Raw genomic sequence first — 13,150 nt, 5'->3', positions numbered from 1 at the left:
CATTCTTACCAGAATAATGTTCTGATACTTTATACGGCCATCAATTTGGCAAAAAATTCACAGAAAAGCAACAAACATAGTATAAAAAGTCGATATCAGGCCTATCACAAGCCGAAAGACCGCATAAATATTCAAATTAAAGGCATAAGAAAAAGACAAAAACGCAACTAGATATGCAACTAAACTCTTCTTTTATCACTAAAAAATCGAGTTATATAATGAATTGTGGGACTTTGACCACACTATTCATCTAAACCTAGAATAAACATAATTATTCCAAGACAGGTTTAACAATAAAGAAACATAAACCAAATCACCAGGCTAATTAGAAATATTCCACTATTAAAAATATCAATATCTAGCTTTATCTTTCACACATTGACCCAATAACAAATTAGAACACTACATAAGAATATGTAGTGATCTCACCCGCAACTTATCAAGGTGTATGATTAATAAACAAATTATATCCTTCGCTACATAATCGATGTGCTACATGAGAGATTGGGCTCTTAGACCTATTTATTGTTCAAATAAAATAAAAACATCCACAAGCTCAGCAACCTTACTTTTAATCCAAAATTCAACTCAATCTAATTAAGGTAGACCAAATTTATCAAACGCCAAATGTGAGAGTGTGAACTTACTTACTCGATCACTTTCAGGCGCAAAAGTAAAAAATACTTTAACGAGTTAAATCGACCACTTTAGACGTCAAAAATCCCCACCAGAGCTGGTTAGGCTGTTCTTTGGTCTTCATAAGTAAGCTGATATAGATAAGGAAATATGGGAGTAAAGGGGTTTCGTTCAGAATACATCTAGCTTAAAGATCTCTTATTCCCTGATTATCTAAGCTCTGAATGCAAAACAGCCTCGTCATTTCTGACGCGGACGGCTAGTAGAGGCTTTCTTATAGTGGTCGGTGAAGAGGGATTCGATCTGGCTGGCGTTCCACCGGGCTGGCGATCCAGCCCACGACCTTCTGGTTCCAAATTATCTAGAACTCTAGATGTAAAAAAGCCCCGTCATTTCTGACGAGGCTTTCTTATAGTGGTCGGTGAAGAGGGATTCGAACCCCCGACCCTCTGGTCCCAAACCAGATGCGCTACCAAGCTGCGCTATTCACCGACAAAATTAATGGGGTGGCTAACGAGATTCGAACTCGCGACCACCGGAATCACAATCCAGGGCTCTACCAACTGAGCTATAGCCACCACTAATTTTTTTGTATAACCGCCTTAGCGATTATTGAAATAGTGGTCGGTGAAGAGGGATTCGAACCCCCGACCCTCTGGTCCCAAACCAGATGCGCTACCAAGCTGCGCTATTCACCGACTTTGTTCTCTATTATATAGAGAGTTTCGTTTCGAAGTAAATCAAAACTGGGAACCTTATTTACTTAGTAAATTCAGTTACCTAAATAATGGGGTGGCTAACGAGATTCGAACTCGCGACCACCGGAATCACAATCCAGGGCTCTACCAACTGAGCTATAGCCACCATTATGTTTTCGCCAATTTGCCACTTTATTAAAAGCGTCCGGATGGCGCGCCCGAAAGGATTCGAACCTTCGACCTTTGGCTCCGGAGGCCAACGCTCTATCCAGCTGAGCTACGGGCGCATGCCCTATCGGCGGAGTGGAATAATACGTATATCACCCTATGCCGTCTAGTACTTTTTTAACTTTTTTTATCGTTTGGTCTCTTTTTCGACAGTTCATATGTGATAACGGGGGATTTAGGATGTGATAAACCCCTTGAAGCTGATAAGTTGTTGTTTATTGCAACAAGTTATCAGGATATAATCACCCATTATTTACATTGATTTAACAGGCGTTCATTGCAGGTTGGATCAAAACAACCCTCTAACACAATAAATTGGTAAGCATGCACTTACCTTGGGAATGTAAAGTGAGTTTAATGGATATGTCTCGTCGAATCATAAGCGTTGTAATCGCGGCCTTAACTTTTTCTACAGCAGCTATGGCTTCTAACTTAAGCCAAGCAGAACAAGATCTCATTGCAGAGCGCATCAAACCTGTCGGTCAAGTTTACCTTGCAGGTAGCGAACCAGTAAAAGCAGAACCTACCGGTCCACGTGATGGTTCTACTGTTTACGGTACTTTCTGTGTTGCTTGTCACGCATCTGGCGTCAGCGGCGCACCTAAGACTGGTGATGCTGCAGATTGGGCTCCTCGTATTGCTCAAGGTCAAGACGTTCTAAAAGACCACGCAATTAATGGCTTCAACGCAATGCCTGCCAAAGGTTCTTGTATGGATTGTTCTGACGACGAGATCGTTGCTGCAATTGAGCACATGATTGCCGGCTTATAATTACCTGTTGTAATCCCATCGATTCCATAGAAAAAGGCTTGGTGAAAACCAAGCCTTTTCTTTTACTTCTTATTAAACATCGCTCTAATGTTCGCGATATGCGCCTGCCCTTTTTCCATCCGTTCTTCAGCTGATTGAGGCTTCTTCACCGTCTCCCATTCCACATCATCATGTGGTAGCTCATCCAGAAAACGACTTTGGGTAGGCTTAATAAGTTCTCCAAACTGTCGACGCTCACGACACTTCGTGAAAGTCAGCTCTTTTTGCGCGCGAGTAATGCCGACATACATCAAACGTCGTTCTTCTTCGACATTATCTTCATCGATACTCGCTTGGTGAGGAAGAATACCTTCCTCTGCTCCCATTAAATAGACATATGGGAATTCCAGACCTTTTGAAGCATGCAAGGTCATCAATTGAACTTGGTCTGCATCTTCATCATCTTCACCACGCTCCATCATGTCACGTAGCGTTAAACGTTGAACCACTTCTTTCAGTGTCTTCTCTTCTTTGTCGTAGTTATCCCCTTCAAGGTCTGCGACAATCCAAGAATACAGATCCGAAACGTTTTTCATACGCATCTCTGCCGCTTTCGGACTTGCCGATGTTTCGTAAAGCCAATCTTCATAGTTAATATCGCGTACCAAAGCACGCACCGCATCGACGGTATTACCGCGCTCAGCGTTATCGGCGATTTTTACAATCCATTCGGTAAAACGACGCAAATTTTCTAAGCCGCGCCCTGTTAAGTGTTGCTCCAAGCCAATTTCAAAACTGGCTTCAAACAAACTCTTACCGCGCATGTTAGCGTAACTGCCCAGTTTCTCTAATGTCACCGGACCAATTTCACGACGAGGTGTATTCACGATACGCAGGAAGCCGTTATCATCGTCTGGGTTCACTAGCACACGTAAGTACGCCATGATGTCCTTAATTTCAGCGCGAGCGAAGAACGAAGTCCCCCCTGAAATTTTGTAAGGGATACGGTTTTGCATTAAGGCTTTTTCAATCAAACGTGACTGGTGGTTACCGCGATAAAGCACCGCATAATCTTTATATTCAGTACGGTTCAAGAATTTATGCGCGATCAGCTCACCGGTAATACGCTCAGCTTCATGTTCTTCATTTTTCGCGTTAAGTACTTTGAGCTTCTCACCATCTGGGATCTCCGAGAACAGTGATTTCTCATACACGTGAGGGTTATTGGCAATCAAAATATTCGCGGCACGCAAAATACGACTGGTTGAACGATAATTCTGTTCCAGCTTAATTAAGCGTAGATTCGGATAATCTTCACCAAGTAACACCAAGTTTTGGGGTTTTGCACCACGCCACGAATAAATCGATTGGTCATCGTCGCCTACTACGGTTAAACGACCACGCTCCCCAACGAGCAAGCGCACCAATTCGTATTGGCTAGTATTGGTATCTTGGTATTCATCGACGAGTAGATAACGAATACGAGACTGCCAGCGCTCACGCACTTCTTGATTGGTTTTCAGCAACAATACCGGCATTGCGATCAGATCATCGAAATCGAGCGCGTTATACGCCTTCATTTGTTTTTGGTACATTTCAAAGCAGAATGCGAACAATTGTTGCTGCTCACCTTGAGCACGTGCTTTTGCCTGGTCGGGCGTGAGCATGTCGTTTTTCCAGTTGGAAATGGTGCTCAATAATTGACGCAACAGATCCTTATCGCCATCAATTTGCTTTTCCGTTAACTCTTTTAAGAGCGCAAGCTGGTCTTGGTCATCAAACAATGAAAAGCCAGCTTTTAAGCCGAGAGCCTTATACTCTTTACGAATAATCGTTAAACCCATGGTATGGAACGTTGAGACCATTAAGCCTTTGGATTCGTTTTTCCCTAACGTTTGGCCAACACGCTCTTTCATTTCACGTGCTGCTTTATTGGTAAAGGTCACCGCGGCAATATTTCGAGCTTTATAGCCACATTGCTGAACAAGGTAAGCGATCTTATTGGTGATAACGCGCGTCTTACCTGATCCCGCCCCCGCCAATACTAGGCAAGGTCCAGATACATATTTAACGGCTTCATCTTGTCTTGGGTTCAGCTTCATTACGATCTCAACTTGGGTTTACTTAGTTCATATTCAGTGCGCGCCTATAATAATCCTGCAACAGACCGATTGCTATCTTTCTCGTTGACAAGATTTTTACGCAACAAGTGTAATACTTAGTTGCATTAATGGGTGGTAATTGAGCTATAATGAATGAACGTTCATTCACAGGTGATGGTTTATGTCCATTCATACTACGAAGGATAAGCGTCTCCAAATACTCTCCGCTGCTGAAAAACTCATCGCTGAAGTTGGGTTTCAAGGCCTTTCAATGCAGAAACTTGCAAAGGAAGCAGGGGTCGCGGCAGGCACTATCTATCGCTATTTCGAAGATAAAGACCACCTCATTGATGAAGTTCGCTTGCTAGTAGCCCAGCGCTTAGCAGATGCAGTTCAGGCGGGAGTTGATGATTCTCAACCAATCAAACAACGTTACCGTACTATGTGGCTTAACATATGGAACTTAGCAAGAACCAACATAGCGGCCATCAAAAACCGTGTGCAGTACGACTCTTTACCCACGACAAATAGCCATAAAATAAGGGAACTTGAACGCAATATGTTTGCCCAAGTGGAATTGCTGTTTAATGAAGGGAAGGAACAAGGTGTCTTTAAGCCCCTTGATAACGAAATACTGACCGGGCTTAGTTTGGCTGTAAGTGTATCTCTAGCAAGAAAACACTCATTGGGATTATATCAACTGGACGACGACGCACTTGAAGCGGCCATCGAAGCCAGTTGGGATGCAATAATTACACACTAGATCGGAGTTCTTAAGAGAATGAAAAAGTGGACTTTCTTTATGTTGCTCATCGCAGTTGCCTTATTTGGCAGTGTGATTGGTTTTAACATGTTCAAACAACAAAAAATAGCGGAATACATGGCCAATCTACCGGAACCAGAGTTCCCGGTAACGGTAACGGAAGTTCAGCCTGTCGATTGGGTTCCTGTTATTGAAGCGATTGGTTTCATTGAGCCGAACCAAGGTGTAACAGTAGCCAACGAAACTAGCGGTGTGATTGATCAAATTGCTTTTGAGTCTGGCACTCAAGTAGAAAAAGATCAGCCATTGGTTCTTTTAGATTCTGATGTAGAAAAAGCGAATTTAAAAAGCACTCAAGCTCGCCTTCCTGCTGCTGAAGCAAAATACAAGCGATACAAAGGCTTATATAAGAAGGGTTCGATTTCTAAAGAATCTTACGATGAAGCAGAAGCAAACTTTTTCTCACTTTCTGCGGACATCGAAAGCTTGAAAGCGTCTATCTCTCGTCGTGAAATTAAAGCGCCATTTTCTGGCGTGGTCGGTATCCGAAATGTATACCTAGGCCAATACCTTCAAGCAGGTACAGACATTGTTCGCTTAGAAGATACTAGCGTCATGCGTTTGCGTTTCACAGTTTCTCAGAACGATATTTCCCGCATTAACGTTGGCCAAGCCATCGACATCTATGTGGATGCTTACCCAGAAAGACCATTCCAAGGCTCTATTAGTGCCATTGAACCTGCAGTCAGTGTTCAAAGTGGTTTGATTCAAGTGCAAGCCGACATTCCAAACAACGATGGCAAGCTTCGTAGTGGTATGTTCGCACGTGCAAACATCATTTTGCCTAAGATGACAGACCAAGTAACACTTCCTCAAACGGCGATTACATTCACACTATACGGCGACAATGTTTACATTATCTCTGAAGTTGATGGTGTTAAGCGTGTTAAGCAGCACGTAGTGAAAGTCGGTGAAAGAGCGAAAGACAAAGCCCACATTCTAGACGGTGTAAAACCTGGCGATATCGTGGTGACTTCTGGTCAAGTTCGCTTAAGTAACGACGCGAAAGTGAAGATTGTCGAAAGTGACTCTCTGACACCACCGTCTGAAACACCAATGCTGTAATTGGAGGCATAATGCGCTTTACTGATGTTTTCATAAAACGTCCAGTTCTAGCGGTATCCATCAGCTTTTTGATCGCCTTGCTTGGCTTACAAGCAATCTTCAAAATGCAGGTGCGAGAATACCCTGAAATGACGAATACCGTGGTCACCGTTTCAACGGGTTACTACGGTGCAAGTGCCGATCTTATCCAAGGCTTCATCACCCAACCTCTAGAACAGGCGGTGGCACAAGCCGATAATATCGACTACATGACTTCTTCTTCTGTACTTGGTAGTTCTACCATTACCGTGAACATGAAGTTGAACACCGATCCAAATGCCGCTCTATCGGACATCTTGGCCAAGACCAACTCGGTACGATCTCAGCTTCCTAAAGAAGCCGAAGACCCGACAGTAACCATGTCGACCGGTTCAACTACCGCGGTACTTTATATCGGTTTCACCAGTGATGAATTGGCTTCAAGCCAAATCACCGACTATCTAGAGCGTGTGATTAATCCGCAACTGTTTACAGTCAACGGTGTATCTAAAGTCGATTTGTACGGCGGTATGAAATACGCACTGCGTGTTTGGCTCGATCCGTCCAAAATGGCCGCTTTAAACCTAACGGCGACGGATGTTATGACGGTGCTGAATGCCAATAACTATCAGTCTGCGACAGGTCAAGCAACTGGTGAATTCGTACTTTACAACGGCAGTGCCGACACCCAGGTTTCGAACACTGAAGAGCTAGAAAACTTAGTGGTGAAAAGCGGTGAAGGTGAAATTATTCGCCTATCTGATATCGCAAAAGTATCACTAGAGAAAAGTCACGATGTTTACCGAGCAAGTGCTAACGGTCAAGAAGCTGTGGTTGCTGCGATTAACGCTGCGCCTAGCGCTAACCCGATTAACATCGCCGCTGATGTGCTTGAGCTTCTTCCTCAATTAGAGAAGAACCTACCAAGCAACATCTCAATGAACGTAATGTACGATTCGACTATTGCGATTAATGAGTCAATTCAAGAAGTTATTAAGACCATTCTTGAAGCAGCATTAATCGTTTTGATCGTAATTACCTTGTTCTTAGGTTCATTCCGAGCGGTACTTATTCCTATCGTTACTATTCCACTATCTTTGATTGGTGTGGCTATGGTAATGCAGGCCATGGGTTTCTCTTGGAACCTAATGACACTGCTAGCGATGGTGCTTGCTATCGGCTTAGTGGTTGATGATGCAATCGTAGTACTTGAGAACGTCGACAGACATATCAAGTTAGGGGAGTCTCCTTTCCGAGCAGCCATCATTGGTACACGTGAAATCGCAGTTCCAGTTATCGCCATGACATTAACACTTGGTGCTGTATACGCTCCAATCGCGATGATGGGTGGTATCACTGGCTCTCTGTTTAAAGAGTTCGCGTTAACCTTAGCTGGTTCAGTATTTGTATCCGGTATTGTCGCGCTAACGCTGTCGCCAATGATGTGTTCCAAAATGCTAAAAGCGCACGCTGAACCAAGCAAATTTGAACAGAAAGTTCACAGCGTACTCGATGGTATGACGAACCGATACGAACGCATGCTTGGTGCCGTAATGCAGCACCGACCTGTATTTATCGGCTTTGCTATCATTGTATTCGCTAGCTTGCCAATGTTGTTTAAATTTATCCCTAGTGAACTTGCACCTTCGGAAGATAAAGGTGTAATCATGTTAATGGGTACGGCACCTTCGAATGCAAACTTAGACTTCATGCAAAATACCATGAATGATGTGAATGCCATTCTTTCTGATCAACCAGAAGTGGCATACGCTCAGGTATTTACTGGTGTTCCAAATGCAAACCAAGCTTTTGGTATCGCCTCGATGGTTCCATGGAGCGAACGTGAAGCAAGCCAATCTGCAGTGGCTGATCGTGTAGGTAAACTGGTTAAAGATGTTCCAGGAATGGCTGTTACCGCCTTCCAAATGCCAGAATTACCAGGTGCAGGTTCAGGCCTTCCAATTCAGTTTGTTATTACGACACCAAACAGCTTCGAAAGCTTGTTCCAGATTACGACTGATATTTTGGCAGAAGTGACTTCAAACCCGTTATTTGTATATTCAGATCTTGATCTGAACTACGACTCTGCGACGATGAAAATCAACATCGATAAAGACAAAGCGGGGGCTTATGGCGTGACGATGCAAGACATCGGCATGACATTAGGTACCATGATGTCAGATGGCTACGTTAACCGTATTGACTTAAATGGACGTTCATATGAGGTTATCCCACAAGTTGAACGTAAATACCGTCTAAACCCTGAGTCGATGAATAACTACTACGTTCGCGCCGCAGATGGTAAAGCAGTCCCTCTAGGCAGTTTAATTACTATTGATGTTGTGGCAGAGCCTCGCTCACTGCCTCACTTCAACCAGTTAAACTCAGCGACGATTGGTGCTGTACCAGCACCAGGAGCAGCAATGGGTGATGCTATAGCATGGTTTGAAGATACTGCAGCGAACAAGCTTCCAAGTGGGTACAACCATGATTACATGGGTGAAGCGCGCCAATACGTTACAGAAGGTAGTGCACTGTATGCGACGTTTGGTTTAGCACTTGCGATCATCTTCTTGGTTCTAGCGATTCAATTTGAATCCCTAAAAGATCCATTAGTTATCATGGTGTCTGTACCACTGGCTATCTGTGGTGCCCTGATTGCTCTGGCATGGGGTGCAGCGACGATGAACATCTACTCACAAGTTGGTTTGATTACACTGGTTGGTCTTATTACCAAACACGGTATCCTAATTTGTGAAGTGGCAAAAGAAGAGCAACTACATCACGGTAAGACGCGAATTGAATCCGTAATGGAAGCTGCAAAAGTTCGTCTTCGCCCTATCCTAATGACAACAGCGGCGATGATTGCAGGTCTGATTCCGTTAATGTATGCGACAGGTGCAGGTGCTGCGCAACGCTTCAGCATTGGTATTGTTATCGTTGCCGGTTTGGCAATTGGTACTTTATTTACTCTGTTCGTTCTACCGGTTATCTACAGCTACTTAGCTGAAAAACATAAGCCTCTTCCGGTTTTTGTTGAAGATAAAGAGCTAGAGCAGTTAGCTCGCATTGACGAAGCAAAAGCTGCACAGCGAGAGTTAGCCGATAACAAATAAGCTAAACCACTATCCAAAGGCCACATTCGTGGCCTTTTTTATACCTGAAACTTACCAACCCCAGTCTAATTTTTCTTAGCAAAAGAGCGACTTTCTGATGCCGATTAAATAGAATGTACAAAATTATTCGGAGTTTAAGACACTATGTTTGATCCAAAAAAACTAGAACAAATTGCTAAGCAAATTCACGACTCTATGCCGCAACCTGTAAAAGAGCTAGGTTCAGACGTAGACCAAAAAGTACGTCAGGTTATTCAAGGCCAGCTCAACAAGTTAGATGTGGTAAGCCGTGAAGAATTCGACGTTCAGACTCAAGTACTCTTGCGTACTCGTCAAAAACTGACAGAGATGGAACAAAAGCTTGCCGATTTAGAAGCAAAGCTTTCTGATCAGTAGTTTATCGTGTAAATAAAAACAAAGGCTTGGTAATAACACCAAGCCTTTTTTCTATCTTTTATCTCTAAGTATTGCAGTATTAAAAAAGGCACTCAAATGAGTGCCTTTTTAGAAACTAGGAAGTGTTTCTAATTAACCGCCAACCGCGATACGTTGCATGTCAGTCATGTAACCACGTAGCTCTTCACCGATGTATTCTACTGGGTGATTGCGGATTGCATCGTTAACTTCGATTAGACGAGCGTTGTCTACTTGGTTTGATGCGTTAGCTAGGCCACGACCAATTACGTCTGTCGCTACTGATGGCATGAACTTCTCACGTAGAAGTGGAGTCGCAACGTTAGCAAATAGGTAGTTACCGTATTCTGCTGTATCAGAGATTACTACGTTCATTTCGTACAGACGCTTACGTGCAACTGTGTTAGCAATTAGTGGAAGCTCATGTAGAGACTCGTAGTAAGCAGATTCATCGATGATGCCTGATGCTGTCATTGCTTCAAACGCTAGCTCAACACCCGCACGAACCATTGCTACCATTAAGATACCGTTGTCAAAATACTCTTGCTCTGAGATCTCAACATCAGATGCTGGGTAATTCTCAAACGCAGTTTCACCTGTCTCTTCACGCCACCCTAGAAGGTTTGCGTCATCATTCGCCCAGTCAGCCATCATAGTGCTTGAGAACTCACCAGAAATGATGTCATCCATATGCTTGTTGTAAAGTGGACGCATTAGATCTTTTAGCTCTTCAGAAAGGTCAAACGCTTTCACTTTAGCAGGGTTAGACAGGCGATCCATCATGTGAGTCACACCACCAAACTTAAGTGCTTCTGTGATCGTTTCCCAACCATACTGAAGAAGCTTACCTGCATAACCAGGTTCAATACCATCAGCGATCATTTTCTCGTAAGAAACGATAGAACCCGCTTGAAGCATGCCACATAGGATAGTTTGCTCACCCATTAAATCAGATTTAACTTCAGCAACGAATGAAGATTCTAGACAACCAGCGCGGTGACCACCGGTACCAGCAGCCCATGCTTTAGCGATATCCCAACCTTCACCTTTAGGGTCATTTTCTGGGTGAACCGCGATTAGTGTTGGTACACCGAAACCACGCTTGTACTCTTCACGTACTTCTGTACCTGGACACTTAGGAGCAACCATAACTACCGTTAGGTCTTTACGGATTTGCATACCTTCTTCTACAACGTTAAAGCCATGCGAATAACCTAGCGCCGCGCCTTCTTTCATCAGAGGCATTACTGTTTCTACAACATTCGTGTGCTGCTTATCTGGAGTAAGGTTGATTACTAGATCTGCTTCAGGGATAAGCGTTTCGTAGCTTGCTACTTCAAAACCGTTTTCTTTTGCGTTTTTGTATGATTGACGTTGTTCGTCGATCGCAGCTTGACGCAATGCATAAGCTACATTCAAACCAGAGTCACGCATGTTTAGACCTTGGTTAAGGCCTTGTGCACCACAACCAACAATAACTACTTTTTTGCCTTTCAGAAACTCAGCTTCAGTTGCAAATTCTTCACGGTCCATGAAACGACAACGACCAAGTTGGTCTAGTTGCTCACGCAAGTTTAATGTATTGAAATAGTTAGCCATTCTAGGGCGCTCCTTTAAAATTTTGTCCGTAAGGTCGATATCTCTCTATCGAATGACTTCATACTAAAACAGACATTCCGTTGCTTAAAGTGATATATTCACAATTAGTTATTGCAATTTTCGCAACATGGAAACGATCACAAAACATGAATATAAAATGCTTACAACTCTTTATACATTTATGTGACAGCAAGAATTTTAGTAAGACCGCCTCCGCTATGCACGTAAGTCCATCTGCTCTTAGTCGGCAAATTCAAAAACTAGAAGATGAAACGGGACAAGAACTCTTAATTAGAGATAACCGTAGTGTAGACCTCACCCCTGCCGGCAAACAATTACTCCCAGTTGCTCTCAATATTGTCAGCGAATGGCAGCAATATAACGCTCATTTAAAAGGTGGTGAGCAAGAGCTAAAAGGAGAAATTCGTATATTCTGCTCCGTGACCGCAAGTTACAGCCATTTACCTGAGTTGATCGCTGAATTTAGAACCTTACACCCCTACATTGAATTTAAACTTTCTACAGGGGATCCAGCACAAGCAATTGATAAGATTCTAAACGATGAAGTCGACATAGCGATATCAGCAAAACCAGACATATTACCCTCACGTTTAGAGTTTGAAACCATTAGTGATATCCCCTTATCTGTGATTGCTCCAATAGGAGTCAGCAGTTTCAGCCAGCACCTTCAGCAAGACAAACCAGATTGGTCACAAATTCCTTTCATCATCTCAGAAGCAGGAACAGCAAGAGATAGAGCTAATGCATGGTTCAAGAAAATGAAGATAAAGCCTAACATCTACGCTCAGGTATCTGGGCATGAAGCAATAGTCAGTATGGTTGCACTAGGATGTGGAATAGGTATTGCGCCAGACGTTGTCATCAACAACAGTCCAGTAAGGGATAAAATTGAAAGGCTTAAAGTCGAGCCGATTAAACCTTTTGACCTAGGAGTTTGCTGTAAGCGCTCCCAACTAGATAACCCTCTCATCAAAGCGCTATGGCAAGTCGCTGAGGGGAAGTACATTTCCAGTTAATTTTCTACAAACGTAAAAAAGCCCGCTGATTTCTCAGCGGGCTTTTCAATGTGGCGGAGGGATAGGGATTTGAACCCTAGAAGAGCTATTAACCCTTGCCGGTTTTCAAGACCGGTGCTTTCGACCACTCAGCCATCCCTCCACAAATTGTCATCAATAGATTAGTACACTAATGATGTTGCTAGTTGCCTTTAGCAATTAGCGATATTTAAAGCCTGGCGATGTCCTACTCTCACATGGGGAAGCCCCACACTACCATCGGCGCTATTGTGTTTCACTTCTGAGTTCGGCATGGAATCAGGTGGGTCCACAACGCTATGGTCGCCAAGCAAATTCTTAAATTCGGAAAGCTATTAAAAGTGTCTCTTCAAACTCATTCAAGCGTTTGTTTCATTTGAGTCCATCAAAACCTCTTGGGTGTTGTATGGTTAAGCCTCACGGGCAATTAGTACAGGTTAGCTCAACGCCTCACAGCGCTTACACACCCTGCCTATCAACGTTCTAGTCTTGAACAACCCTTTAGGACGCTTAAAGCGTCAGGGAAAACTCATCTCAGGGCTCGCTTCCCGCTTAGATGCTTTCAGCGGTTATCGATTCCGAACTTAGCTACCGGGCAATGCCATTGGCATGACAACCCGAACACCAGAGGTTCGTCCACTCCGGT

The 13,150-nt window shown here is 43.5% G+C and carries 8 protein-coding genes, 6 tRNA genes and 2 rRNA genes; 6 read left to right on the top strand and 10 right to left on the bottom strand.

What is annotated here, in order from left to right:
• Nucleotides 1-1,051 precede the first annotated feature (1,051 nt).
• The 5 genes from ACHUFI_RS12315 to ACHUFI_RS12295 form a co-directional block, all read right to left on the bottom strand.
• Nucleotides 1,052-1,128, bottom strand: a tRNA-Pro gene (locus ACHUFI_RS12315).
• A gap of 10 nt (nt 1,129-1,138) precedes the next feature.
• A tRNA-His gene (locus tag ACHUFI_RS12310) sits at nt 1,139-1,214 on the bottom strand.
• Nucleotides 1,215-1,257: 43 nt separating this feature from the next.
• Nucleotides 1,258-1,334 (bottom strand) — tRNA-Pro (locus tag ACHUFI_RS12305).
• A gap of 90 nt (nt 1,335-1,424) precedes the next feature.
• Nucleotides 1,425-1,500, bottom strand: a tRNA-His gene (locus ACHUFI_RS12300).
• Nucleotides 1,501-1,544: 44 nt separating this feature from the next.
• Nucleotides 1,545-1,621: transfer RNA gene (locus tag ACHUFI_RS12295), tRNA-Arg, on the bottom strand.
• Nucleotides 1,622-1,919: 298 nt separating this feature from the next.
• Between ACHUFI_RS12295 and ACHUFI_RS12290 the strand changes: the two genes are divergently transcribed.
• Complete coding sequence (locus tag ACHUFI_RS12290) at nt 1,920-2,333, top strand: c-type cytochrome (RefSeq protein WP_394249489.1); 414 nt, start codon at nt 1,920-1,922, stop codon at nt 2,331-2,333.
• Between the two features lie 62 nt (nt 2,334-2,395).
• Here the strand turns inward: ACHUFI_RS12290 and rep are convergent, their stop codons facing one another.
• Nucleotides 2,396-4,414 carry a DNA helicase Rep gene (rep, locus tag ACHUFI_RS12285; protein ID WP_394249487.1) on the bottom strand — a complete coding sequence of 673 codons (2,019 nt, stop codon included), beginning with the start codon at nt 4,412-4,414 and terminating at the stop codon, nt 2,396-2,398.
• Between the two features lie 181 nt (nt 4,415-4,595).
• Here rep and ACHUFI_RS12280 point away from each other — a divergent pair, with 181 nt between their 5' ends.
• From ACHUFI_RS12280 to ubiK, 4 genes are all read left to right on the top strand, one after another.
• Nucleotides 4,596-5,177 (top strand): TetR/AcrR family transcriptional regulator, encoded by a 582-nt coding sequence (locus ACHUFI_RS12280; RefSeq protein WP_394249485.1) that lies wholly within the window; start codon nt 4,596-4,598, stop codon nt 5,175-5,177.
• An 18-nt stretch (nt 5,178-5,195) separates the two neighbouring features.
• The gene (locus ACHUFI_RS12275; RefSeq protein WP_394249483.1) at nt 5,196-6,302 is read left to right on the top strand and encodes an efflux RND transporter periplasmic adaptor subunit; all 1,107 of its coding nucleotides are present in this window, start codon (nt 5,196-5,198) and stop codon (nt 6,300-6,302) included.
• A gap of 11 nt (nt 6,303-6,313) precedes the next feature.
• Nucleotides 6,314-9,436, top strand: coding sequence for a multidrug efflux RND transporter permease subunit (locus ACHUFI_RS12270; RefSeq protein ID WP_394249481.1), 3,123 nt, complete (start codon nt 6,314-6,316; stop codon nt 9,434-9,436).
• 144 nt (nt 9,437-9,580) lie between these two features.
• Nucleotides 9,581-9,832, top strand: a complete 252-nt coding sequence (ubiK, locus tag ACHUFI_RS12265) for a ubiquinone biosynthesis accessory factor UbiK (protein ID WP_394249479.1) — start codon at nt 9,581-9,583, stop codon at nt 9,830-9,832.
• 132 nt (nt 9,833-9,964) lie between these two features.
• Here ubiK and ilvC read toward each other — a convergent pair whose 3' ends face one another.
• Nucleotides 9,965-11,449, bottom strand: a complete 1,485-nt coding sequence (gene ilvC, locus ACHUFI_RS12260) for a ketol-acid reductoisomerase (protein ID WP_394249477.1) — start codon at nt 11,447-11,449, stop codon at nt 9,965-9,967.
• A gap of 146 nt (nt 11,450-11,595) precedes the next feature.
• Between ilvC and ilvY the strand changes: the two genes are divergently transcribed.
• Nucleotides 11,596-12,486: an HTH-type transcriptional activator IlvY gene (gene ilvY, locus ACHUFI_RS12255; protein ID WP_394249475.1), complete on the top strand. Its 891-nt coding sequence runs from the start codon at nt 11,596-11,598 to the stop codon at nt 12,484-12,486.
• Nucleotides 12,487-12,537: 51 nt separating this feature from the next.
• Here the strand turns inward: ilvY and ACHUFI_RS12250 are convergent.
• The 3 genes from ACHUFI_RS12250 to ACHUFI_RS12240 form a co-directional block, all read right to left on the bottom strand.
• Nucleotides 12,538-12,628 (bottom strand) — tRNA-Ser (locus ACHUFI_RS12250).
• A gap of 71 nt (nt 12,629-12,699) precedes the next feature.
• Nucleotides 12,700-12,815 (bottom strand): 5S ribosomal RNA (gene rrf, locus ACHUFI_RS12245).
• 95 nt (nt 12,816-12,910) lie between these two features.
• Nucleotides 12,911-13,150 (bottom strand): 23S ribosomal RNA (locus ACHUFI_RS12240); the annotation flags it as partial.

It is taken from the genome of Vibrio profundi, assembly GCF_043642225.1.
GTDB lineage: Bacteria > Pseudomonadota > Gammaproteobacteria > Enterobacterales > Vibrionaceae > Vibrio > Vibrio profundi_A.
This window is presented reverse-complemented; position numbering and strand designations above follow the sequence as displayed.